Source organism: Amycolatopsis sp. NPDC057786 (assembly GCF_042797905.1).
In the GTDB taxonomy this organism is placed as follows: Bacteria; Actinomycetota; Actinomycetes; order Mycobacteriales; family Pseudonocardiaceae; genus Amycolatopsis.
Genome location: NZ_JBHVKW010000127.1, coordinates 1 through 21,874 on the forward strand (window position 1 = coordinate 1; position 21,874 = coordinate 21,874).

Annotated in this window: 26 protein-coding genes; 8 read left to right on the forward strand and 18 right to left on the reverse strand. The window is 68.2% G+C overall.

Annotated elements, in window-relative coordinates; genetic code table 11:
* Positions 1-331: 331 nt before the first annotated feature.
* Both ACFVM3_RS37655 and ACFVM3_RS37660 read right to left on the reverse strand, forming a co-directional pair.
* Positions 332-1,126 carry a DeoR/GlpR family DNA-binding transcription regulator gene (locus tag ACFVM3_RS37655; RefSeq protein WP_378444620.1) on the reverse strand — a complete coding sequence of 265 codons (795 nt, stop codon included), beginning with the start codon at positions 1,124-1,126 and terminating at the stop codon, positions 332-334.
* A 5-nt stretch (positions 1,127-1,131) separates the two neighbouring features.
* On the reverse strand, positions 1,132-1,749 hold the full coding sequence (locus ACFVM3_RS37660; protein ID WP_378444621.1) for a histidine phosphatase family protein: 618 nt from the start codon (positions 1,747-1,749) through the stop codon (positions 1,132-1,134).
* A 77-nt stretch (positions 1,750-1,826) separates the two neighbouring features.
* Between ACFVM3_RS37660 and ACFVM3_RS37665 the strand changes: the two genes are divergently transcribed.
* The 6 genes from ACFVM3_RS37665 (at position 1,827) to ACFVM3_RS37690 (ending at position 7,881) form a co-directional block, all read left to right on the forward strand.
* Entirely contained in the window at positions 1,827-2,513 is a 687-nt protein-coding gene (locus tag ACFVM3_RS37665; protein WP_125683585.1) for an HAD family phosphatase, read from the forward strand.
* Complete coding sequence (locus tag ACFVM3_RS37670) at positions 2,510-4,195, forward strand: dihydroxyacetone kinase family protein (protein WP_378444622.1); 1,686 nt, start codon at positions 2,510-2,512, stop codon at positions 4,193-4,195. The genes ACFVM3_RS37665 and ACFVM3_RS37670 overlap by 4 nt, the downstream gene beginning before the upstream one ends.
* Positions 4,196-4,651, forward strand: coding sequence for a ribose-5-phosphate isomerase (locus tag ACFVM3_RS37675; protein WP_378444623.1), 456 nt, complete (start codon positions 4,196-4,198; stop codon positions 4,649-4,651).
* Between the two features lie 97 nt (positions 4,652-4,748).
* The gene (locus ACFVM3_RS37680; RefSeq protein ID WP_378444624.1) at positions 4,749-5,783 is read left to right on the forward strand and encodes a 2-hydroxyacid dehydrogenase; all 1,035 of its coding nucleotides are present in this window, start codon (positions 4,749-4,751) and stop codon (positions 5,781-5,783) included.
* Positions 5,780-7,228 carry an FGGY family carbohydrate kinase gene (locus ACFVM3_RS37685; protein WP_378444625.1) on the forward strand — a complete coding sequence of 483 codons (1,449 nt, stop codon included), beginning with the start codon at positions 5,780-5,782 and terminating at the stop codon, positions 7,226-7,228. Before ACFVM3_RS37680 ends, ACFVM3_RS37685 begins: the two co-directional genes overlap by 4 nt.
* Before the next feature lie 2 nt (positions 7,229-7,230).
* The gene (locus ACFVM3_RS37690; protein WP_378444626.1) at positions 7,231-7,881 is read left to right on the forward strand and encodes a class II aldolase/adducin family protein; all 651 of its coding nucleotides are present in this window, start codon (positions 7,231-7,233) and stop codon (positions 7,879-7,881) included.
* Positions 7,882-7,889: 8 nt separating this feature from the next.
* On the opposite strand, the gene ACFVM3_RS37695 is transcribed toward ACFVM3_RS37690, so the two are convergent.
* The 5 genes from ACFVM3_RS37695 to ACFVM3_RS37715 all read right to left on the reverse strand — a co-directional run bounded on the left by ACFVM3_RS37695 (position 7,890) and on the right by ACFVM3_RS37715 (position 11,686).
* Complete coding sequence (locus ACFVM3_RS37695) at positions 7,890-8,582, reverse strand: HD domain-containing protein (RefSeq protein ID WP_378444627.1); 693 nt, start codon at positions 8,580-8,582, stop codon at positions 7,890-7,892.
* Between the two features lie 66 nt (positions 8,583-8,648).
* A complete protein-coding gene (locus ACFVM3_RS37700) occupies positions 8,649-9,287 on the reverse strand; it encodes a hypothetical protein (protein WP_378444628.1) in 639 nt (212 codons plus the stop codon).
* Between the two features lie 40 nt (positions 9,288-9,327).
* Positions 9,328-10,266: a hypothetical protein gene (locus ACFVM3_RS37705; protein ID WP_378444641.1), complete on the reverse strand. Its 939-nt coding sequence runs from the start codon at positions 10,264-10,266 to the stop codon at positions 9,328-9,330.
* Positions 10,267-10,523: 257 nt separating this feature from the next.
* Positions 10,524-11,129, reverse strand: coding sequence for a transglutaminase family protein (locus ACFVM3_RS37710; protein WP_378444629.1), 606 nt, complete (start codon positions 11,127-11,129; stop codon positions 10,524-10,526).
* Positions 11,126-11,686, reverse strand: coding sequence for a TetR/AcrR family transcriptional regulator (locus ACFVM3_RS37715; RefSeq protein ID WP_378444630.1), 561 nt, complete (start codon positions 11,684-11,686; stop codon positions 11,126-11,128). The genes ACFVM3_RS37710 and ACFVM3_RS37715 overlap by 4 nt, the downstream gene beginning before the upstream one ends.
* An 88-nt stretch (positions 11,687-11,774) precedes the next feature.
* Between ACFVM3_RS37715 and ACFVM3_RS37720 the strand changes: the two genes are divergently transcribed.
* Entirely contained in the window at positions 11,775-12,494 is a 720-nt protein-coding gene (locus tag ACFVM3_RS37720; protein WP_378444631.1) for an alpha/beta fold hydrolase, read from the forward strand.
* Here the strand turns inward: ACFVM3_RS37720 and ACFVM3_RS37725 are convergent.
* From ACFVM3_RS37725 to ACFVM3_RS37775, 11 genes are all read right to left on the reverse strand, one after another.
* A complete protein-coding gene (locus tag ACFVM3_RS37725; protein ID WP_378444632.1) occupies positions 12,422-12,901 on the reverse strand; it encodes a hypothetical protein in 480 nt (159 codons plus the stop codon). The two genes, ACFVM3_RS37720 and ACFVM3_RS37725, sit on opposite strands and share 73 nt — an antisense overlap.
* Before the next feature lie 9 nt (positions 12,902-12,910).
* Entirely contained in the window at positions 12,911-13,261 is a 351-nt protein-coding gene (locus ACFVM3_RS37730) for a hypothetical protein (protein WP_125791254.1), read from the reverse strand.
* A 13-nt stretch (positions 13,262-13,274) separates the two neighbouring features.
* Positions 13,275-14,708, reverse strand: coding sequence for an MBOAT family O-acyltransferase (locus ACFVM3_RS37735; protein WP_378444633.1), 1,434 nt, complete (start codon positions 14,706-14,708; stop codon positions 13,275-13,277).
* 257 nt (positions 14,709-14,965) lie between these two features.
* A complete protein-coding gene (gene rlmB, locus ACFVM3_RS37740; protein WP_378444634.1) occupies positions 14,966-15,922 on the reverse strand; it encodes a 23S rRNA (guanosine(2251)-2'-O)-methyltransferase RlmB in 957 nt (318 codons plus the stop codon).
* Between the two features lie 35 nt (positions 15,923-15,957).
* Positions 15,958-17,349, reverse strand: coding sequence for a cysteine--tRNA ligase (gene cysS / locus ACFVM3_RS37745; RefSeq protein ID WP_378444635.1), 1,392 nt, complete (start codon positions 17,347-17,349; stop codon positions 15,958-15,960).
* A 46-nt stretch (positions 17,350-17,395) separates the two neighbouring features.
* Positions 17,396-18,082 (reverse strand): HAD family hydrolase, encoded by a 687-nt coding sequence (locus ACFVM3_RS37750; protein ID WP_378444636.1) that lies wholly within the window; start codon positions 18,080-18,082, stop codon positions 17,396-17,398.
* Positions 18,083-18,189: 107 nt separating this feature from the next.
* Positions 18,190-18,585: a PPOX class F420-dependent oxidoreductase gene (locus tag ACFVM3_RS37755; RefSeq protein WP_378444637.1), complete on the reverse strand. Its 396-nt coding sequence runs from the start codon at positions 18,583-18,585 to the stop codon at positions 18,190-18,192.
* A gap of 10 nt (positions 18,586-18,595) precedes the next feature.
* Positions 18,596-18,991 carry a PPOX class F420-dependent oxidoreductase gene (locus tag ACFVM3_RS37760; protein WP_378444638.1) on the reverse strand — a complete coding sequence of 132 codons (396 nt, stop codon included), beginning with the start codon at positions 18,989-18,991 and terminating at the stop codon, positions 18,596-18,598.
* Between the two features lie 28 nt (positions 18,992-19,019).
* Positions 19,020-19,490 carry a 2-C-methyl-D-erythritol 2,4-cyclodiphosphate synthase gene (gene ispF / locus ACFVM3_RS37765; protein ID WP_034310203.1) on the reverse strand — a complete coding sequence of 157 codons (471 nt, stop codon included), beginning with the start codon at positions 19,488-19,490 and terminating at the stop codon, positions 19,020-19,022.
* A gap of 115 nt (positions 19,491-19,605) precedes the next feature.
* On the reverse strand, positions 19,606-20,238 hold the full coding sequence (locus ACFVM3_RS37770; RefSeq protein ID WP_378444639.1) for a 2-C-methyl-D-erythritol 4-phosphate cytidylyltransferase: 633 nt from the start codon (positions 20,236-20,238) through the stop codon (positions 19,606-19,608).
* Positions 20,239-20,312: 74 nt separating this feature from the next.
* On the reverse strand, positions 20,313-20,804 hold the full coding sequence (locus tag ACFVM3_RS37775; protein WP_004559016.1) for a CarD family transcriptional regulator: 492 nt from the start codon (positions 20,802-20,804) through the stop codon (positions 20,313-20,315).
* A 297-nt stretch (positions 20,805-21,101) separates the two neighbouring features.
* Between ACFVM3_RS37775 and ACFVM3_RS37780 the strand changes: the two genes are divergently transcribed.
* Positions 21,102-21,803 carry a hypothetical protein gene (locus ACFVM3_RS37780; protein ID WP_378444640.1) on the forward strand — a complete coding sequence of 234 codons (702 nt, stop codon included), beginning with the start codon at positions 21,102-21,104 and terminating at the stop codon, positions 21,801-21,803.
* Positions 21,804-21,874 lie beyond the last annotated feature (71 nt).

Below are 21,874 nucleotides of genomic sequence, written 5' to 3' on the forward strand. Positions count from 1 at the left end.
CGCCAGGCGCAAGGAAGGGGGCCTTCACGCGCCATCGTCGCGACTGGTGGGGCGGCATAGGCGTGGTTCCGAGTCCGTGAAGGACTCCTTGGCGATTCGTCTTTGTTCACCTAGCAGTGTGGCCGGTGGTCGAGTGTCTCCAATTGGGGGCACCGAATGAGCAGCCCTTGCTCCCGGGAAGCCACAGGATCGATAAACCTCGTCAACTGCGCCCTGTGTTGTCCCGGCACCGGATGGAGCCGCGACTCTGGGCAAGTGGGTGGTAGGTAAGTCCGTGAAGGCCTCTCGGACCGCAAGACCCGACCCCGCACCCGCCGGCTCGCCGCAGCCTTCAGAGTTCCGCGATGTCCACTTCCACCTGGCTCCGCATCTCCTCGGCCAGATGCTCTTCCACCCCGTCGTCGACGATCAGCACGTCGAAGTCGCTCAGCGGCGCCAGCCGGTGCAGTGCCGCGCGTTCGGTCTTGCTGTGGTCCATCAGCAGCACCTTCGTCCGGGCGCTGGCCAGCATCGCGCGTTTCAGCATGACGATCTCCGGCTCCTGGTGGAACGTCATCCGCGTGTTCATCGCCGAGGTCGAGACGAAGGTCGCGTCGACGTTGATCCGCTCGATCGCCTCGAGGCTCTGCATGCCGAGGAACGAGTCGTGGGTCGCCGAATAGTCGCCGCCGATGCAGATGAGCCGCAGGTCGGGGACGCCTTTGAGCAGTTCGATGGCGCCGAGGTAGTTCGTCGCGACGGTCAGCGGGGTGACCCGGTGCAGCATCTTCGCCAGCGCGAGCGCGCTCGTGGAATCGTCGAGCAGGATCGACATCCCCGGTTCGACGCGGGCGAGCGCGTGTGCGGCGATGGCCATCTTCTCCTCCGAATGCACGTTCATCCGGTAGTCGGCGTTGCTTTCGAAGACCGTCGACGGCATGGCCGACACGCCACCCCGGTACTTCCGGAGCAGACCGCGACGGGCCAGTTCGTCGACGTCGCGGTGCACCGTCATGGTGCTGACGCCCGTGAGTTCCACCAGTTCGGCGATGCTCGAGGAGCCGGTCTTGAAGACGTATTCGGTGATCAGCTGCTGACGCGTGTTACGAGAGTGTGCGCTCGCACCGGTCGTCTTCTCATCGCTCATGCCGCTCAGTATCGCGTGTGCGTCGGCTGGTTGAAGCGCAGCAGGCCGGTGCGCGTGCCGTCGATCGCGATCTCGGTGACGGCGGCGTTGTCCAGTCGCGGGAACACCGTGCGGTAGGTCTCGAGCGGGATGCCGAGCAGCGCGCACAGGGTCAGCCTGATCAGCGTGTTGTGCGCGACAACCAGCACCGTCTCGCCCGGTACCTCGGCGGCGATTCCGCGCAAGGCCCCGGCTCCGCGTGCGGCCGCTTCCCCTGGAGGTTCCGACCCGGGAAAGGCGCCGGTCACGGGATCGGCGAGAAACCGTGCGACCGCATCGGGATCCGTCGCCGCGAGCTCGTCCCTGGTGCGCCCTTCCATCAGTCCGAAGTGGACTTCACGCAGTCCGTCGACCACTCGCAAAGGCAGGCCGAGCGCGTCGGCCGAGGGCTCCGCCGTGCGGCGGGCCCGGCTCTGCGGCGAGCAGTACACCGCCGACGGCTTGACCGCCGCGGCGAAGCCGGCGAGCTCGTCCGCCTGGCGCAGCCCTTCCTCGGTCAGCGCGACGTCGCTGCTGCCCGCGTACCGGTTCTCGGCGTGCCATTCGGTCTGGCCGTGCCGTGCCAATAACAACCGTGCTACCACGGGATCCCTCCTCGGGGCTTGTTCAGATCACATCATCGATGTTAACTTAACAGCATCGATGTGAAAGGAGATGCCGGATGGCACTCGCCGCGGTGGTGTTCGACCTGGACGGTGTCCTCGTCGACAGTGAACACCTTTGGGAGGAGAACTGGGTGGCGTACGCCGCCCGGCACCACACCGAATGGACCGCTGAGGACACCGCGTCCGTGCAGGGGATGAGCGCGCCCGAATGGGCCGCGTACCTCGCGAAGCGGTCCGGCACCCCGGAAAGCGCGGCCGAGGTCGAGCGTGCCGTGGTGGACGGCATGATCGCCGCGATCGAGGCGGGCGAGGCGCCCTTGCTGCCGGGCGCCGGGGAGATGGTCCGCGAGGTGAGCGCGAAGGTGCCGGTCGCGCTGGCGTCGTCGGCCGCCCGCCGGGTGATCGACGCGGTACTCGGCAAACACGGGCTCACCGGTGAGTTCTCCGCGACCGTCTCCAGTGCCGAGGTCGCCAGGGGCAAGCCGAGTCCGGACGTCTATCTCGAAGCCGCGGCCAGGCTGGGCCGGTCCGGCGAGGAATGCCTCGGCGTCGAAGACTCCAGCAACGGCATCCGCGCCGCCGCCGCGGCCGGGCTCACCGTGATCGCGCTGCCGAACCCGGTGTACCCGCCGAAGCCGGACGCGCTGGAGCTGGCCGCCGAGGTCGCGGAGAACAACGACGACGTGCGCCGCAAGCTGCTCGCGTACCTGTCCGGCGAACTCGCGGAAGCGAGCGGGCGATGACGGTCCTGGGTACCGCGGAGACGTTCAAACGCGACTGGCTGGACGGGTTCGTCACCGCCTATGGGCGTTCGGTGCGCAAGGTGCCCGATGCCTACGGCGTGCTGCGCCGGGAGGATTCCGCGCCCAAGGTGGCGGTGGTGATCGGCGGCGGCTGCGGGCACTACCCCGCGTTCGCCGGGCTGGTCGGTCCCGGTCTCGCCGACGGCGCCGTGGTGGGTGACGTGTTCACCAGCCCGAGCGCCGAACAGGTCTATCGCACGGCGCGAGCCGCGGAGAGCGGCGCCGGCGTGCTCTTCGGTTACGGCAACTACCAGGGCGACGTGCTGCATTTCGGTCTCGCGGCGCGCAGGCTGGCCGCCGAGGGCGTCGAAAGCCGGACGATCTTGGTCACCGACGACATCGCCAGCGGTCCCGCCGACGCGCCGGAGAAGCGTCGAGGCGTCGCGGGCGACTTCCTGGTCTTCAAGATCGCCGGTGCCGCCGCCGAACGCGGTGACGATCTGGCCGCCGTGCACGCGGTGGCGGAGAAGGCGAACGCGAACACCCGGACCTTCGGCGTCGCGTTCGGCGGCTGCACCCTGCCAGGGGCTTCCGCCCCGCTGTTCACCGTCGGTGAGAGCGAGATGGAGCTGGGGCTCGGCATCCACGGCGAGCCCGGCGTGCGCACGGTCGGCAGGCTGAGCGCACAGGAGCTGGCCGACGAACTGGTCGACGGCCTCCTCCCGGAGCTGCCCGCCGGTGACGGCCGGGTGGTGGTCCTGCTGAACGGGCTGGGCCGCACCAAGTACGAGGAGATGTTCGCGACCTACACCCGCGTGCACGAACGGCTCGCCGCGGCGGGGCTCAGCCCGCTGCACACCGAGGTCGGCGAATTCGTCACGTCGCTCGACATGGCGGGTGTCTCCCTGTCGATCCTGGTGCTCGACGACGAACTCGCCGAGCTCTACGCGGCTCCTTGCGACACCCCTGGCTACCGGAGCACCGGTGCCGCACTGGCGCAGGTTCCGTTGGAGTCCACAGTGGACTCGCTGCTGACCGAGACCGCTCCGGGACAGGGCATCGTGGACCGCGTGTTGACGGCGGCCCTGCACGACATCGAGGCCAACGAGGCCGAACTCGGCAGGTTGGACGCGGTCGCGGCGGACGGCGACCACGGTCTGGGCATGACCAGGGGGATGCGGGCAGCGGTGGCCGCCGCGCGGCGCGACGAAGACTCGCTGTCCACCGCGCTCCTGGCCGCCGGGACGGCGTTCGCCGACGCCGCGGGCGGTGCGTCCGGTGCGCTGTACGGGGTCCTGCTCGTCGAGACCGGTGCGGGACTGCGGGGACGATCTGCGGACGAGGTCACCACGGTGGCCATCGCGGACGCCGTCGACGGGGCCGTGGCGGCGTTCGTCGAGCTGGGCAAGGCCGAGCCCGGCGAGAAGACCATGCTCGACGCCATCGAGCCGTTCCGGCTGGCGTTGCGCGAACAGGCCGAGGCGGGCGCCGACGTCCCGCAGGCCTGGCAGAAGGCGGCTCAGGTCGCGGTGAGCGCGGCCGAGGCCACGGCGGACCTGCTGCCCGCCAAGGGACGGGCGGCGCGGTTGGCGAAGCGGAGCAAAGGGCACCCCGATCCCGGGGCCACTTCGTTCGCGTTGCTCGTCACCGCGGTCGGCCAGGCTCTGGGAAAGGAAGACTGAATGCGGATCGTGGTGGCGGCGGACAACGCCGGGGTGGCTCTCAAAGACCAGTTGCGTGACCTGCTCCTCGCCGATGACCGGGTGGACGAGGTCACCGACCTCGGCGTGGCCGATGGCTCCGACGACAAGGCGTACCCACTGCTCGGGCTCGCGGCGGCGGAGAGGATCGCGCGGGGCGAGGCGGATCGCGGCGTGCTGGTCTGCGGGACCGGGATCGGTATGGCCATTTCGGCGAACAAGGTGCCAGGAGTCCGCGCCACGGTCGCGCACGACTCGTACTCGGCCGAGCGTTCGGTCAAGTCGAACGACTGTCAGGTGATCACCTTCGGAGCCCGGGCGATAGGTCCGGAGCTGGCGAAGAAGATCGTCGCCGAATGGGTCGGCCACCGCTTCGACCCGGCCTCGGCCAGCGCGACCAAGGTCGCGCACATCACCGAATACGAACAAGCGCACTGAAACGGCCGGCGAAAGCCGAGCGGCGTCGATTGCGGTAGCGGATTCACCGACAGACACTGAGAACTGCCCGATGCGGGCACGGAGAGAGGACGCAGAGTTGCGGATACTCGCTGCGGGAGACCATTTCGTCGGCACCGGCCTGCTGGCCGACGCCGTCCGTGCCGAGATCGGCGCCGGGCACGAGCTCTCGGAACTGACCCTGCCGTGGCCCGTGGAGCCGTTCGGCCCGGTCGCGAACGTGCACGAGGCGAGCGGCACCGAGGAGCAGGTGATCGAGGCGCTGGCGGGAGCCGAGGTCGCGGTGACCCAGATGGCGCCCTTCACCAAACAGGTGTTCGCCGCCGCGCCGGGGCTCAAACTCGTGTCGGTGTGCCGGGGCGGCCCGGTCAACGTGGACCTCGCGGCGGCCACCGAGGCAGGTGTCGCGGTGACGTACGCACCCGGCCGGAACGCCGGTGCCGCCGCCGAATTCGCGGTGGGGATGATCCTCGCCGCGATGCGCCGGATCTCGACGTCCTCGGCCGAACTGCTGGGCGGCACCTGGCGCGGTGACTACTACGCCTACGACCAGGCCGGCCTCGAACTCGACGGGACCACCGTCGGCCTGGTCGGATACGGCGCGATCGGCGCGCGGGTGGCCAAGGTGCTCGTGGCGTTCGGCGCGAAGGTGCTGGTCTCGGACCCGTTCGCCGACCCCGCCAAGATCGCCGCCGACGGCGCGGAGCTCGTCGAGCTGGACGATCTGCTGCGCCGCAGCTTCGTGGTGAGCCTCCACGCCCGGCTCACCGAGGAGACCCGGCACCTGATCGACGCCGCCAAACTCGCGTTGCTGCCGAAGGGTGCCGTACTGGTCAACACCGCGCGCGGTGGCCTGCTGGACTACTCCCCGCTGCCGGAAGCCCTGCGTTCGGGACGGCTCGGCGCACTCGCGCTCGACGTGTACGACGTCGAGCCTCCGCCCGCGGACTGGGCCCTGCGGGACGCGCCGAACGTGATCGCGACCCCGCATCTCGCCGGAGCCAGCAGGCAGACGGCGGAGCGGGCGGCGAGCATCGTCGCCGCCGAGGTCGGCCGGTACGTCCGCGGGGAGGCGCTCGCGAACCTGGCGAACTCCGAGGTCCTGCGGCCATGATCATCGGCGTCGACATCGGCACGTCACTGACGAAAGCGGTCGTCTTCGACAAGGCCGGGATGTCCGTGGCGAGCGCGTGCACCACTTCCGAGGTGCACCACTTGCCGGGCGGGCTGGTCGAACAGGACCTCGACCAGGTGCTCGGCACCGTGGCGACGGTGGTGCGCGAGGTCGCCGCCGGGCTCGACGGTCCGGTCACCGCGTTGGCCCTCACCGGACAGGGTGACGGGTTGTGGCTGCGCGACGAATCCGGCGAGGCGGTGCGCCCGGCGATCTCCTGGCTCGACGGACGGGCGAACTCGCTGCTCGCCAAATGGCAGGCCGACGGGGTGACCAGGGAAGTGTTCCGCCGCACCGCGTCGGGAATGTTCCCTGGCTGCGCCGCGGCGATCATGTCCTTTTTGGACACTCATGAACCGGAGTCGCTGGACCGGGCGGCGGTGGCGGGCTACTGCGTCGACGCGGTGCTCCAGCGGCTGACCGGCGAGATCACCGTCGACGCGTCGGATGCTTCGCTGCCCTTCCTCGACCCGGCGACCCGGCGCTACGACGAAGACGCCATCGCGGCCGTGGGGCTCTCCCACCGCCGGAGCCTGTTCGCGGAGCCCGCGGCGCCGAAGACGGTCTTCCGGCTGGATGAGCGTGGAGCCGCGCTGCTCGGTCTTCCCGTCGGGCTGCCGGTCACCGCGGGGCCGTTCGACCTGCCCGCGAGTGCCATCGGCGCCGGGGTACGACGGCCGGGTGACGGCATCCTCACGGCGGGCACCACACTCGCGTGCCAGGTCCTGACGGACTCGGCGGAGTTCGATCCGGAAGGCGAGCCGGCGGGCATGTTCCTGTGCACGCCGGAAGATGGCGAGTTCCTTCGGGCGATGCCCGCGATGGTCGGCACCGCGGGCATCGACTGGGTGTGCCGTCTGTTCGGCATCGCGGTCGAGGAGATCGGCCCGCTGCTCGACGCGAGCAGGCCGGGCGCGGGTGGTGTTCGCGCGCTGCCGTTCCTCTCCGCGTCGGGTGAGCGAGCCCCCTTCGTCGACGCTTCGGCGAGGGCGCAGTTCTCCGGGCTGAGTCTGGAGAGCGAACGCGGCGACATCGTCCGGGCGCTGTGCGAGTCGATCGCTTACGCGGCAAGGCATTGCTTCGACGCCGCCGGGCTCACCGGGACGTTGTACGCCTGCGGCGGAGGGGTTCGCTCGCTCGAGTGGACCCGCATCTTCGCCGACGTTCTCGGGCGGCCCATCGTGATCCCCGGCGATCCCGGGGTCGGCGCGCGGGGAGCGGTGATCGTCGCGGCAGACGCCCTCGGCGAGCCGGTCGACAGGGAGCTCTGGGCGGAAAGCGCACGCGTCGTCGAGATCAGGCCCGAGAACGTAAAGTTCTACGAGCAGGGCTACGCCGACTACCAGGCCTCACTGGCCGCGGCCCGCGGACTCTGGAGGTTGTGACGGTGATCCTGGCCAAAGAACGCCTGGCGGTCTGCGAATTCGCTCGCCGGATGACCACCGACGGACTCGTGGTCGGCACCTCCGGGAACGTCTCCGCGAGGCAGGGCGACCTGATCGCGGTGACCCCGACAGGAGTCGACTACGCCGGGCTGCGGCCGGAGGACGTACCGGTCGTCGGCCTGGACGGTGAGGTCGTCGACGGCTCGCTCAAACCGACCAGCGAACTCCCGATGCACCTCACCGTGTACCGGCGGGCGGCGGATCCGGACGGCAAACCGGTCTCCGCCGTGGTGCACACGCATTCCGTGCACGCCACGGCGGTCTCCACTCTCGTCACCGAGGTGCCGCCGATCCACTACATGCTCGCCGCGATCGGCCCGACGGCCCGCGTCGCGGCGTACGCGACTTACGGCACAGAAGAGCTCGCCAAAGTGATGCTGGAAGCGCTGGAAGGACGCCGTGGCTGCCTGCTGGCGAACCACGGCACCATCACCTTCGGCGACAGCCTCGGCTCCGCCTACAGCCGGGCGCAACAGCTGGAGTGGGTCTGCCAGGTGTGGCTGACGGCCCGGGCGGCGGGAACACCGAACCTGCTCCCGCCCGCCGAGATCGAGCACGTCGTGGAGAAACTCCGCGGTTACGGCCAGCGCTGACCGCGCCACTAGGAAGCAGCGGGCTCGGCCTCGAAGTCCGTGGTGTCCACGGCGTGTACCGCGTCAAGGAGCTCGACGACCGTCGGATCGTCGACGGCTTCCTTGATGCACTGCCACAACTGAAGATTCGCCAACGCCCAGCGGGAGTAGTTCTCCGCCGCTTTGGGGTTGTAGAAGTAGTAGCCACTGTCGTGGACATCGCGTTGTTCGCCGACGATCTTGTGCGCCAGCTCGCGGAGGCTCAACCCGTTCTCGCGCAGATAACGGTGGGCGAGTACGACGGGCGTCACCGGCAGCGCCTTGAACAGCGTGTCGGCGTCGCTCAGCGCCTGAGCCTCGAGCGAGATGTGCCGTCCTCTGGTCGCCATCTCGGCTTCGTCGATGATCTCGTCGATCCACCGGGCCGCGGTCTCCTCGACACCACATTCCCGCAGGATGTCCAGCCGGAGGTCGCGTCCGGCGGCCGCGGGGGAGTTCCGGTGCACGATGTAGTTCACATCGTGCACCAGTGCCGCCACCTCGACGACAGCCCGGTCCGCACCGTTGTGATCGGCGAACCCCGCCGCCTTGGCCCGGACGAAACTCACGTGATGCCAGCCGTGGAACTGCAGTTTGTCCGCATAACGCCAGCACAGCCGCCGGACATGGTGTTCGACGGCATCGATGGTCTGGGAAGGAATCGTGCTCTTTCGCGCGCGCATACACCTCTCCGATCCCGTTTACAGACGGGTGGAGCAAGGGTATGCGCCTTCGGCGGCGGTGTGTAGTCAGATGCGGCCCGCCAAATCCCCCAATCGGACCTCGACCGGAACGTGACGATGTCCGATTCCGGTCTTCGGGTCAAAGGAAAGACTGAAGTCGCTCACAGGACGTGATTTCACCAGAAACGTCATAGTTCCTTCGGTGGCCTCGGGAATCCGATGGAACTCGTCCGCGTACATGACGCCGGCGGAGCCCGTTTGGCACAGCGTGCTACGTCGTAACCGAACCGATGTGATCAATCCGGAAAGTTGATCTCGCAGGGTCGAATAGCGCTCGTGCACATAGTTTCCACGGAGGATCGTGGTGCAGAAGTGATATCTGTGATTGTGCACGGAATCGGCGTACCCCTCGCGCCAGTCCGCCGGTGCCTTGTACTCGTGCAGCCAGATCGAAAAGGGATCGGTCGGGCAATCGAGCAGGCACCAGGCGAAATGGGTGGTGGTCTCCCGGGACCGCTCGAGTACCGCGCTCGCCTCGTCCGGGCTCAGGGAATCCAAATGCCGCCGGAGGTCGTCACGCAGCTCTGGTCTCGACGTCCAGTCGCGGAAGATCCCGTCGACGATCTGCCAGTGCTGCGTCAGCGGCAGGTCCGTGGTCCGGAGCAGCGCGGAGAACTGGGTGAGTGGGGACAAGCGAGTGAGCAACTTCAGCTCCTCAAATCTAGTGCCGTGCGACGCCGAGAGGTCAGGGGTTCAGCTCGGCGAGTGTGGTGAACTCCTTCCGGAAGGAGTGGAATTTCCCTTCCAGTTCGAGGAAGTTCTCTTCGGACAGGGGAGAGCCGGTGATCTTTTCGTACAGGGCGAGGAAATCCGCCCTCGTCGTCGTGGTCGAGATGCGGAAGTGCCGTCCGGAGCGGGACTGGGACACGCGCAGGAACTCGGAGCGTTCCTTGTTGTACAGGAACGAACCTTCGCTGAACCGCAGCGTGCGCGGGTACAACGTGGTCGCGCCGCGGATGTCGCTGTACAAGGTCACCCAAACGCTCTCGTCGAACACTTCGAGCCGGTCCAGTGGCGGATCGGCGACGACGGTGATGTCCACCAGCGAGCACCGGCTGCGCGCCAGGAACAGCCCGACGAGGCCGATGCTGATCTCGTCGTTGAGCCGCTTCCGGATCGTCTCGTAGTCCATTCCCGCTTCTTCGCTGCGGAGAAGATAGCGTGCCCTGCCGCCGATCGCGCCCTCGTCGCGTGGGTCGGCGATGACCACGCGAAGCTCCCTTTCGGTACGGGACAACAGCAATCTGGCCGCGGCGTGCCTACCGGAGAACCCGCGGAAGAAGTAGTGCCTTGTCACGTCGAGGTCCTCGGTCATGACCCGGTTGAACAACGGATCCGGATCGGTGGTCGCCTCGAAGACGTGGGTGGGGAAGAATTCCTTGTTGAGCGAACGGTATTCGGCGCTGAGCGCTTCGAGCGCCCGTCGGCTTTCCTCGATCACCGGGGTCACCATCGCGCGCTGTGACGCGGTGGCGGTGATCAGGGTCTGGCCGAAGCCGACCACCGCGGAGATCAGGGTGCCGGTGCCCAGTGAGGTGAGCAGTGTCTTGCCGGCGCCGGGATCCATCATGCTGGAGATCCACAGGCTGAGGCCCGCGACGACGACCAGTACGGTGAGCAGCAGACTCGTCCTGGTCCAGAAGATCTCTTGCAACGGGGTACGGCGGAGCCGATCGGCTTCCGCGGGCACGAAGGTCACCTCCTTGATCAGCACTCGAACGGACGAACGCGGTGCGTATCTGTTCGAGTGCGGGGAGTTACTCTACGCGCATCGTGACCAGGCCGAAATAAGAAATTCGGGGGAAAGCGACCGACAACGAAGGTGACGCTCGGCAATACCGGTTTCGCATCGGAGGTTTTCCCGGATCGCGGAAAAACCACTCACGGAGCGTGCGGAAGGATTCCTTCGTACCACGCGGGTCCGGGCTTCGCCGACGACAAGGTTTCGACGACGGCCGAAGACGGTGCGGCGTACACCGTGGGGAAGTCGATCTCGCCCTTGTCCGGGTCGAGTGTCCACGCGAGCCGCTCATCTTCCAGCAGGCTCGCTTGTATCAAAGGAAAGTGCGCGTCCGCACCGTTTTTGTTGCCTCTGGGGTCGAGTCGGATCCACCGGTCCAGACCGGCGACGTAGACGCCGTTGAGCCCGTGCAGGACACCGATCCGCTGATAACAGAAGCCGGCCGGGATGCCTTGGCTGCGCAGCAAAGCGGCCAGCAGATGGGCCTTCGCGTAGCAGAGCCCGACTCGCTCGCGCAGAACTTCGGAGGCCATCAGGGTGACCCGGGAATCGGCGGCGTCCACCGTATGGTCGATCTCGTCGCGCACGAAGTGAAACATCGAACGAATCACGTCGACGTCGGTGCCACCGGTCGGTGACAGCCCGTCAGCCGTTTCGCGGATCAGTGGGTGATCGTGATCGACGATCGCGTCGGCGGCGAGATAATCTTCGAGTCGCTCGGATTCGATCTTCAGTGCGATCTTCACGCGGAACCACCCAATACCGTGTCGACGACCTCTTCGAGAAATTTCGGACCGGCTTCGCCGCCGCGCAGCAGCAGCCGGAACCAGATCGCTCCCGCGAGCAGATCCATCACCAGAACCGGATCGACGCCGGCGCGCAGTTCGCCCCTCGCGGTGGCGCGTTCGAAGATCGGCTCTTCGCGTGTCCTGCGGTCGGCGAAGAAACTCCGTGCCACGCCACCGAGTTCGGGACGCCGGGTGCCCGCGGTCAAGGCCGCCGTGACGACCGGCGAGGTGTGCTCCGAGGTCAGCAGCCGGTGGATTTGCGTTGCCACGGCGAGAAGGTCGCCGCGCAGGCTGCCGGTGTCGGGGACGTCGAGGGCGAACAGGCCCGAGTCGCGCAGCGCGGCGGCCAGGAGCGCGTCCTTCGACGGCCACCACCGGTACAACGTCGTCTTGTTGACGCCGGACCGGGCGGCGACGGCCTCGATGGCGAGCTTGTCGTAGCCGTGCTCGGCCAGAAGTTCGAGGGTGGCGGCGAAGATCGCCTCGGCCTTGCGCGGGCCGGTCCGGGTGGTCACCGGAGAACAATACAACGCACCGTTGCGTCGAGCGGCGAGCGCGCGTAGTTTGCAACGCAACGGTGCGTTGCATTCTGGAGGTAGTTCCATGGTCCCCCTCGTTTTCGTCCACGGCATCCGGCTCAGCGGCGCCGCCTGGACCGAGCAGCTCGAACTGCTCGGACAAGCCGCAAAAGCAGTCGATCTCCCAGGCCACGGCACCCGCCGGGGAGAGCGGTTCACCCTGGACGACGCGGCCGACGTGATCGCCGAAGCCATCGACGAACCCGCGCTGGTCGTCGGGCACTCCCTCGGTGGTTACGCCGCCATCGCCGCGGCCGCGCGGTATCCGGAGCGTGTGGCCGGCCTCGTCGTCGCGGGCTCGACCTTACTGCCCGGCCGCGTGCTGGAAACTCCGTTCCGCCTGGCGCACCGCTTGCTCATGCGGCTGCCGGACCGGGGAGAGCGGCTCAGCCGATGGCAGTTCCGCAGTGCCCTGCCACCGAAACTCGCCGAAGCGGTGATCGGCGGCGGAATCGCGACCGAGGTCATCCCTGACGTAGCCACGGCCTTCGCGGACTTCGACGTGCTGGCGGAACTCGCGGCCTATCCGGGCCCCACTTGGCTCATCAACGGCTCACGAGATCACTTCCGCCGCGATGAGCGCCGCTTTCTCGACGCCTGCGCCGACGGGCGCCTCGTCACCGTGCCGAAAGCCGGGCACTACCTGCCGATGGTGCGCGGCAGGGACTTCGCTCAGCTCGTGGTCGACGCGGCTCGCAGCCTGTCGATCTCCGCGGTCAGCTCGGAACGCAGGGAATCGTGCTGAGGCCCCAGCGAAGAGACCCAGTTTTCCACCGGATACAGCCAGACCGGCCGTCCGACCACGTCGGCCGGTTCCCAGTCGTACCTCGGCCAGACGTGGGCGTGCAGGAAGGGATCCGTGTTGCCGAGGATCTCCAGATTCACCCTGCGGAAGCCCGGATCCCTACGCGCGCAGACGTTTTCGACGGCTTCGCCGAGCAACTCCATGTCCGCCAGGAACTCCAGCCGTCGCGGCCGCGGTAGCCCGGTCAGCCTGCCGACAGCGGGGGAATCGGTCAGGAGGACGCAGTAACCCGGGAGGAACTGCGTATCGCCGATCACCGCGAAGCCCGCGTCCAGCCGTCGCAGCACCGTCGGGTTCTCCCCGCGCAGCGCCGAACCGATCCGATCCCGCTTCCAGCCGTCGGTCATGCGGCCAAGCTAACCGACCGGCAGCAGCGAACCCTCCCCGTTGGACGGGAACTGAGCGGCCAGCCGGACCGGCGCCGCGTGGGGCGCGAGGACGATCGACGCGAACTGGGTCGACGTGTCTCCCGCGCGGCCCGTGTAGTTGGTATGCAGGTGCACGCTGACGTGCACATTCCGGTCGGCGGGGATTTCGAACATGACGGCGCCCCACGAGACCACGTACTGCCTGCCGTCGATGCTCGCGAGAGGCGCGAAGATCTGGGCATGGCGGACGAGTGGAATGTCGATGGTGAGCAGCCGCCGCGGGCCGTCGTGGTTGTCGACGTAGGCGATCACGCCGGGCTGTGCGGCCAGGTCGGTCATACTCGGTGCTCCCTCAGAACTGGTAGTAGAGGAATGGGCTGAACGTCCCGGTCGCGATCAGGATGGCCGCGTAAACCAGCCCGACGGTCATGACGCCGATCCGCAGCGCCGTCGCCGGGCGGCTCCGTGAGGACTCCAGCAGCGGCCCGGTCACCGGATGGGCGGGTAGGAACACGATGGCCAGCGCGCACAGCAGGATGACCAGCCGCTGGTTGGTCACCGCGCTCTCGACGACGTCGGTGAGGCCAGTGAAGTCCGGCAGCACCATGTGCCCGATCATGCCGAGCGCGTGCGGCAGGTCCTTGGCGCGGAAGAACACCCAGCCGAAGACCACGAGCACGAGCGTCAGCGCGCGACGGCCGATGCGGGCGGCCTGCGACTCGGGGGTGACGTCGTAGCCGAAAGCGCGTTCCACGATCAGGAGCGCGCCGTGGTAGATGCCCCAGATCAGGAACGTCCACTGCGCGCCGTGCCAGAACCCGGTCAGCACGAACACGATGCACAGGTTCCGGTACGTGTGCCCGGCGCCGGTGCGGTTGCCGCCCAGCGGGATGTAGACGTAGTCGCGGAACCAGCGCGACAGCGACATGTGCCAGCGTCGCCAGAACTCGGTGATGGTCACCGACGAGTACGGTCTCGCGAAGTTCTCCGGCAGCCGGAAGCCGAGCATGCGCCCGAGCCCGATCGCCATGTCGGAGTACCCGGAGAAGTCGAAGAACAGCTGCAGGGTGTACCCGATCGCGCCGAGCCAGGCGATCGCGAAGGTCATCTGGTCCGGTGGTGTGTTGAAGCAGGCGTCCACCATCGGGCTGAGCGAGTCCGCGATGATCGTCTTCTTGCACAGCCCGAGCGCGAACCGCGGGAAACCGGCGGCGATGTCGTCGAGGCGGTGGGACCGCCGCTGCGGCAGCTGGTCGGCGATCTCCCGGAACCGCACGATCGGCCCGGCCACCAGCTGCGGGAACATCGCGATGTACGCGGCGAACGACACGGGGTCGCGCAGCGCGCGGCGTTCACCGCGGTAGATGTCCACCACGTAGGAGATGTGGTGGAACGTGTAGAACGAGATGCCGATCGGGATGACCAGGTCGGCCACCGGGAAACCGCCGCCGAACCAGTGCGTCACGGCCGCGATCTGCTGCGTCGCGAACCCCGCGTACTTCCAGATCAGCAACATGCCGACGTTGAGGCCGATGACCCCGAGCAGTAGCCGCTTGCGCCGCTTGTTCTGCAGGTCCCACGCGTTCGGCTCCAGCGCGGGCCCGGCGAGGAAGTTGACCACCATGCAGCCGAGCAGCACGAGCGTGTACGGCCCGGCGCCGGTGGCGTAGAAGATCAGGCTGCCGACCGCGACGATGCCGTTCCGCCAGCTGCGCGGGCACACCAGTACGGCGAGCAGGACCGCCGGCATGAAGTACCACAGGAACAGCGGTGAAATGAACGACATCGGTGCGGGGTCCCCCAGGGCGGTTACGCGTTATCCGCTGGTGACCTTAGCCTGCGCGCCAGGTGGCGGAGCTGAGATGGCCCGGGAAAGTGACCACACGCGCTAACCCGCCCGGCCGAAAGCCCCGCTATCGCGGTGGCAGGGCGCTCCTGACGCTGCCCGCGAGGTGGAGAATCACGCCGCGCCCTGCCGACGTCGATCGCGGACGCGGGTTCACCATGGCCACTGCACCCCGCGCCGTGTGACGAAGTGCGGGGTCAGACACGTCCCGCGAGCCGACGACGGCGAGCCACTTCGGCCAGCAGCACCCCGGCCGCGACCGACGCGTTGAGCGACTCGACGCCCGCCGCCATCGGGATCGACACGGTCGCGTCGCAGGTCTCGCGCACCAGCCGGGACAGGCCGCGGCCTTCCGAGCCGAGCACGATGACCAGCGGATCCGCAGCGAGGTCGAGCTCGTCGATGTCCACCGAGCCGTCCGCGTCGAGGCCGACGACCATCAGGCCGTCGTCCTTCCACGCCTTCAGCTGCCGGGTCAGGTTGGTCGCGACGGCGATCGGCAGCTTGGCCGCGGTGCCGGCGGAGGTCCGCCACGCGACCGCGGTCATGCCCGCGCTGCGCCGCTCCGGCAGAAGAACACCCTGCGCGCCGAACGCGGCGGCCGAGCGGATCACCGCGCCGAGGTTGCGCGGGTCGGTGACGCCGTCGAGCGCGACGAACAGCGGGGTCTCCCCCGAGTTCTTCGCGACGGCCATCAGGTCGTGCGGATCGGCGTAGACGAATGGCGGGACCTGCAGGCCGAGGCCCTGGTGCATGGCCCGGTTGGTCTTGCGGTCGAGTTCCTCGCGCGGGATCTCCAGGATCGAGATGCCCTTGTCGCCGGCGAGCCGGACGGCCTCGTTCACGCGGTCGTCGATCTCGATGTTGATCGCGACGTACAGCGCGGTGGCGGGCACGTCGGCGCGCAGCGCCTCGACCACCGGGTTGCGCCCGGCGATCAGCTCCGGCTTGTCGGCCTTCTTCTGCCGCGCCTGGTCCTTGCGGTCACGCGCGTTGGCCATCCGGTACGCCTTGTGGCCGGGCCGGTCCTCGGCCTTGGGCGTCGGGCCCTTGCCTTCGAGGCCCTTCCGGCGCTGGCCGCCGGAGCCGACGACCTGACCCTTCTTCGTGCCGGGCTTGCGAATAGCGCCCTGGCGCCGGGAGTTGCCTGCCATCAGTGAGAATCCTTGAGCTAGAAACCGAGTAAGTGTCAGACTTCCTTGACGGTCCACTGTGGACCGTTCGGGGTGTCCTCCACCACGATGCCCGCCTGCTGGAGGCGGTCACGCGCGGCGTCCGCACGGGCGAAGTCCTTCTCGGCGCGGGCCTGCTGCCGTTCGGTGAGCAGCCCTTCCACGAGTTCGGACAGCGCCTGCCGGGTGGGCGTCTCATTGCCGCCCGCCTCGGACCAGCGCGCGGAGAGCGGGTCGAGGCCGAGCACGTCGGTCATCGCGCGCACGGAGGCGGCGATTTCGAGTGCCTTGGAATTGTCGGCCGCGTCGAGGGCGGCGTTACCGTCGCGGACGGTGTTGTGCAGCACTGCGAAGGCCTGCGGAGTGGCCAGATCGTCGTCGAGCGCGGCGGCGAACCCGTCCGGGATCTCGCCGAGGTGGACCGCGCCGGCGATGCCCGCCGTGCGGCGGAGGAACTGCTCGATCCGCCGGTAGCCCTGCGCGGCCTCGGTGAGCGCCCCGTCGGAGTACTCGATCGTCGACCGGTAGTGCGGCTGGACCAGGTAGTACCGCAGTTCGGGCGCCCGGTAGTCCTTGAGCATCTCCGGGATCGAGACCGTGTTGCCGAGCGACTTCGACATCTTCTCGCCGGACATGGTCACCCAGGCGTTGTGCAGCCAGAACCGCGCGAACGGGTCGCCCGCCGCGTTCGACTGGGCGCGCTCGTTCTCGTGGTGCGGGAACACCAGGTCGACGCCGCCGCCGTGGATGTCGAACTCCGCGCCGAGATACGCCGTCGCCATCGCCGAGCATTCGAGGTGCCAGCCGGGACGGCCGGAACCCCACGGCGTCGGCCATGACGGCTCGCCCGGCTTCGCGGCCTTCCACAGCGTGAAGTCGCGCGCGTCGCGCTTGCCCTCGCCGAGGCTCTCGCCCTGCTGGACCTCGTCGAGCTTCTGGCCGGAGAGATCGCCGTAGCCGTCGAACGCCTTGACCGAGAAGTACACGTCGCCGCCCGAGGCGTAGGCGTGCCCGCCGTCGATCAGCCGCTGCATCAACTCGACCATCTGCGTGACATGCCCTGTCGCCCGAGGGGCGATCGAAGGCGGCAAGCAGCCGAGGGCTTCGTACGCCGACTCGAAGGCGCGCTCATGCGTGGCCGCCCACTCCCACCAGGGACGATCCGCCGCGGCGGCCTTGGTGAGGATCTTGTCGTCGATGTCGGTGACGTTGCGGACCATCAGCACGTCGAGTCCACTGTGGACGAGCCAGCGGCGCAGGACGTCGTAGTTCAGCGCGCCGCGGACATGGCCGATGTGGGGAACACCCTGCACGGTGGCACCACACACGTACATGGACGCCGTTCCGCTACGGGCGGGATGGAATTCCCGCACGCTCCGGGTCGCCGTGTCATAGAGGTGTAGTGCCACCCTAAAAGCGTACGGGGTGGGCGTGAGCGGTGTCGCAGTGACCGTATTACAGCACGTTATGGGCGCGCATGACGCTGAGCAGGGCGTCCGGCCGCTCGGTCGTCGGCAGTGGCTCTACCAGCGCGAACGCGCAGCCGATCTCGCGTGCGGCGCCGTCGGCCTCCTCGCTGTCGCCGACCATGAGCGTTTCCGCCGGGTCGACGCCGAGCCGCTCGACGGCCGCGCGGAAGATCTCCGGCTCCGGCTTCACCGCTCCGACCTCGAACGACAGGATGAACTCGTCGACGTAGGCGTCCCAGCCCCGGCGGCCGAAGGCGGGCCGGATGTCGAAGGCGATGTTGCTCAGCACCCCGACCTTCAGGCCCTTGCCGGAGACGCCCTTGAGGACCGCCTCGGTGTCCGGGTACGGCGTCCACTGAGTGGGATCGATCAGCCGGGTGTAGAGCGCGACCGCCTGGTCGGCGTGCGGCACCCCGGACTGCTTGAGGACCTCGAGGTACACCTTCCGGTGCAGCACCGGGTCGCGGTCGCGGTGGTTCCAGGCGTGCAGGTGCTCCTCGTCGAGGTCGACGACCTGGCCGACCGGCGCGGTCATCCGGCGCATCAGTTCGGTCTGGGCCTCGATGTCGAGGCTCTCGCCCTCGTGGTCGGTGAGGTCGGCGAGCCAGGTCTCGTCCTGTTCGAGCCGGAAGACCGTGCCGGAGAAGTCGAACAACACAGCGCGAAGGGTCACGGGCCCCACATTAGCCACGATCGTGGGGTCCTCGCCGCCCCTCGCGTGTGAGATGAAAGGTCCTTTCCTTGCAAATTTTGCAAGGAAAGGACCTTTCATGGCGCGTGTCAGGCCGCGTTGCCGGTGATCTTGGTGGGCGTGATCCGGACCAGCACGCGGACGACGTCCGCCGGCTCCTCCGGGTAGTCCTTGCCGAGGTACTTGTGCGAGAGCTCGTTGATCAGCTCGCGCCCGCCCTCGTCGGTCATCTCCACGGTCCCGCGGATCTCGACGTAGTCGTACGGGTTCTCCTGGTCGAAGACCGAGACGGACACCCGCGGGTCCCTGGCCATGTTCCGCTCCTTGAGACGGCCGCGGACGGTCGCGAAGATCACCGTGTCGCCGTCCCGCTTCGCCCACAGCACGGACGTCTGCGCGGAGCCGTCGGCGTTGATGGTCGCCAGCACCGGGAAGTTGTTGCCGTCGAGGAGTTTCTTGGTCGCTTCGTTGAAGGTCACACCCATGATCGCGAGCCTAGGCCACGTTCCCGGCGATCCTGTCCACCCGCAGGCGGACGATCACCCGCTCGACCTCCGGGCCCTCCGACGGCGGGTCCTGGCCGAGGTACTTGTGGCTGAGCGCCTTCGGGAGCACCTTTTCAGGGTCCGGGGTGATCGTGACCGTGCCCCGCAGTTGCGTGTGGCGGTACGGGTTCTCCGCGTCGGTGATCGACACGCTCGCGCGAGGGTCGCGACGCAGGTTCCGCACCTTCAGCCGGTCTTCGGTGGCGCTGAAGACCAGATCGCCGTCGTCGAGGCCCACCCAGACGACCGAGGTCTGCGGGCCGCCGTCGGCGTCCAGCGTGGCCACGGTCGCGAAGTTCTTGCCGTCCACCAGCTCGCGGACCGGTTCGGGAAGTGTGACTGCCATGACAGCCCGAACCGGCTCCGGTCGGCGGCTATTCCTGCGAGGGCAGGAGCAGCGCCGTCGCGAACGCCGCGATGCCCTCGCCGCGTCCGGTCAGGCCGAGCCCGTCGGTCGTCGTCCCGGAGACGCTCACCGGCCCGCCGACGGCCTCGCTCAACACCTTCTGGGCCTCTTCGCGGCGCTTCCCGACGCGCGGCGCGTTGCCCACGATCTGGACGGTCGCGTTGCCGACGGTCCAACCGCCCGCCTCGACCAGGCGCCGCGCCTCCGCGAGGAACTCGACGCCGTGCTTGCCCGCCCAGCGCGGGTCGCCGGTGCCGAACACCGCGCCGAGATCACCGAGCCCGGCCGCGGACAGGAGCGCGTCGCACAACGCGTGCGCCGCGACGTCGCCGTCGGAATGGCCCGCGCAACCGTCGACGCCGGGCCAGAGAAGACCGGCGATCCAGCATTCGCGGCCCGCCTCGACGGGGTGGACGTCGACGCCGTTGCCGATCCTCACAGGGTTTCCTCTTTCTTCGCCAGTTCGCGCGATGGCAGGTCAGACCCGGCGGTCTTGGGTCGCATTTGACGAGGGGTGCGCTCTTCGGACCGCTCGGGTGCCGCGGTGCGAGCAGTCACAGCACTTCCTCTTTCCCGGCCATCGCGATCGCCTCGGCCAGTCTCAGTTCGAACGCGTTGGTGACGCGCATCGCGTCGGGGTGTCCCGGGATGGTGTGCGCGCCGTCGAGAGACGGCTCGGCGGCATACGAGAGAAAAGTCTCACGAGTGAAGCCGAGCGGGGTTTGGGCCGTGCGCAGGTATGCGCGGTCCTCGGTACCCGTGATCACCTTCGCCGCGTCGGTCACCTTCACGGTGTCCGCCATCGGCAGTACGGGGACCACGCAAGGCGAGCCCGCACGGACCGCGTCCGCGACGGCACGGATCGTGTCCGCCGGAGTGAAGGCGCGCAAGGCGTCGTGCACGAGGAAGACCGGATTCCCGGTGATCTCTTTTTCGACGGTGTCGAAAGCATGCTCGAGTGACGCGCCGGGTACTATCCGGCAACGCTCCTCGAAGCCGCTCAAAGCGGCCGAAAACAAATCAGCACACCGCTCGGGGGCCGCTACGACCACCAGATCGAGATCCGGCAGAGCGAGCAGCCCCCGCACAGTGTGCGTGAGTAGCGCTTCACCATTGACCGGCGCGAGAGCGAGCTCCGCGTCGGAGGCATGGTGTCGAACGACAGTGACGAACACGATTGTGCTCATATGGACGGTGCTCATATGTGCGCGATCGTAGAGGTATCCCCCGCAGCCTCACCTGGCGTGGGACACCCGCCGGTTCAGACTGTCGCGGTTTCCAGAACTTCGTCGAGGAGGACTTCAGCCTTGTCCTCGTCGGTGCCCTCCGCGAGCGCCAGCTCGCTGACCAGAATTTGCCGCGCCTTCGCCAGCATGCGCTTCTCGCCGGCTGAAAGTCCGCGGTCCTTCTCTCGCCGCCAGAGGTCGCGCACCACTTCGGCCACCTTGTTCACATCGCCGGAGGCGAGCTTCTCGAGGTTGGCCTTGTACCGACGAGACCAGTTCGTGGGCTCTTCGGTGTGCGGAGCACGCAGAACGTCGAAAACCTTGTCCAGTCCTTCTTGCCCGACGACATCACGAACGCCGACGATCTCGGCGTTGTCAGCGGGCACGCGAACCGTAAGATCCCCTTGCGCGACTTTGAGGACGAGGTACTTCTTCTCCTCGCCCTTGATCACGCGGGTCTCGATGGCTTCGATGAGTGCGGCACCGTGGTGCGGGTAGACGACGGTCTCTCCGACCTTGAAAACCATGTGTCCTCTGCCCCTTTCGCTGAATTCATCTTAGCACGTGCCGACGAGGCCCACCTAGCGGCCCGCGATCGTCGTCGCAGGTCAGCGGCCTGACGGTGCTCCGCCCGGGGGTTGACAAACCCAATTCGCCCATGCTCACGCTGGTGAGAAGCGAACGATTTCCAAATCCTTTGTGGACGGTTGATCTTGGGCACGTCACCGCATTGGTGGGGTGTCAACACGCACCGGGTTCTTCGCCCGCGAAGGCGCCCGGCTAGTCTTCGCGGTGAAGAGGCCGTGAGATGGAAGGACTCCGACGTGAGGCTGCAGAATCGTCGCGTGTTCGGCGCAGGTGTGCTGGCGCTCGGCGCCGCGCTCGTGCTCGCCGGCTGCGGTGCTGGTCAGATCACCCAGACCGACTCGCAGCAGCCCGCGGTCAACGGGACGTACGCGCAGGCGAAGGATCTGGTGTTGCGGAACGCCGCGCTCCAGTTCCCGACCGAGGGGCAGGCGTACCCCGCCGGTTCCGCCGCGCCGCTGACGCTGACCATCGTGAACCAGGGCAAGCTGGACGACGAGCTCGTCTCCGTCTCCTCCGAAGCCGCCACCGGTGACGCCAAGATCACCGGCTCCAAGGTCATCGCCGCGACCCACGCGCTCGTGATCGGCCCGTCCGACTCGGTCGAGTCGACCAAGGAGGTCGCCCCGACGAGCGCCCCGTCCTCCGCGCCGGCGTCGTCGTCGGGTGCCCCCTCGTCCTCCGGCGCCCCGTCGAGCTCCGCCGGGACGGTCACGCCGTCCGCGGGCCCGGAGACGACCAACGCGCCGGACCAGGTGGGCAAGGCCACGATCGAGCTGCAGGGGCTGAAGCAGCCGGTGTGGGCGGGCCAGACCATCAAGGTCACCTTCGTCTTCAAGAACTCCGGCTCGATCACGGTCGACCTGCCGGTCGCGGCGCCGTCGCACCCGGGCAGCCGGGCGCCCGCGCCGGAGAAGGAAGCCAAGGGCGGCGGGCACTGAGTCTCCCGTAGCCGAGCCGAAGGGGCCCTTCACCCCCGGTGATGCCGTGTAAGGCCCCCTAGCGGCGGCAC

Excerpts from the sequence above, each read along its gene's own strand:
- ACFVM3_RS37655 (WP_378444620.1), bottom strand. The coding sequence starts at position 1,126 with ATGAGCGATGAGAAGACGACCGGTGCGAGCGCACACTCTCGTAACACG.
- ACFVM3_RS37665 (WP_125683585.1), top strand. The coding sequence starts at position 1,827 with ATGGCACTCGCCGCGGTGGTGTTCGACCTGGACGGTGTCCTCGTCGAC.
- ACFVM3_RS37670 (WP_378444622.1), top strand. The coding sequence starts at position 2,510 with ATGACGGTCCTGGGTACCGCGGAGACGTTCAAACGCGACTGGCTGGAC.
- ACFVM3_RS37675 (WP_378444623.1), top strand. The coding sequence starts at position 4,196 with ATGCGGATCGTGGTGGCGGCGGACAACGCCGGGGTGGCTCTCAAAGAC.
- ACFVM3_RS37685 (WP_378444625.1), top strand. The coding sequence starts at position 5,780 with ATGATCATCGGCGTCGACATCGGCACGTCACTGACGAAAGCGGTCGTC.
- ACFVM3_RS37695 (WP_378444627.1), bottom strand. The coding sequence starts at position 8,582 with ATGCGCGCGCGAAAGAGCACGATTCCTTCCCAGACCATCGATGCCGTC.
- ACFVM3_RS37720 (WP_378444631.1), top strand. The coding sequence starts at position 11,775 with ATGGTCCCCCTCGTTTTCGTCCACGGCATCCGGCTCAGCGGCGCCGCC.
- ACFVM3_RS37725 (WP_378444632.1), bottom strand. The coding sequence starts at position 12,901 with ATGACCGACGGCTGGAAGCGGGATCGGATCGGTTCGGCGCTGCGCGGG.
- ACFVM3_RS37730 (WP_125791254.1), bottom strand. The coding sequence starts at position 13,261 with ATGACCGACCTGGCCGCACAGCCCGGCGTGATCGCCTACGTCGACAAC.
- ACFVM3_RS37735 (WP_378444633.1), bottom strand. The coding sequence starts at position 14,708 with ATGTCGTTCATTTCACCGCTGTTCCTGTGGTACTTCATGCCGGCGGTC.
- rlmB (WP_378444634.1), bottom strand. The coding sequence starts at position 15,922 with ATGGCAGGCAACTCCCGGCGCCAGGGCGCTATTCGCAAGCCCGGCACG.
- ACFVM3_RS37755 (WP_378444637.1), bottom strand. The coding sequence starts at position 18,585 with ATGGGTGTGACCTTCAACGAAGCGACCAAGAAACTCCTCGACGGCAAC.
- ACFVM3_RS37760 (WP_378444638.1), bottom strand. The coding sequence starts at position 18,991 with ATGGCAGTCACACTTCCCGAACCGGTCCGCGAGCTGGTGGACGGCAAG.
- ACFVM3_RS37770 (WP_378444639.1), bottom strand. The coding sequence starts at position 20,238 with ATGAGCACAATCGTGTTCGTCACTGTCGTTCGACACCATGCCTCCGAC.
- ACFVM3_RS37775 (WP_004559016.1), bottom strand. The coding sequence starts at position 20,804 with ATGGTTTTCAAGGTCGGAGAGACCGTCGTCTACCCGCACCACGGTGCC.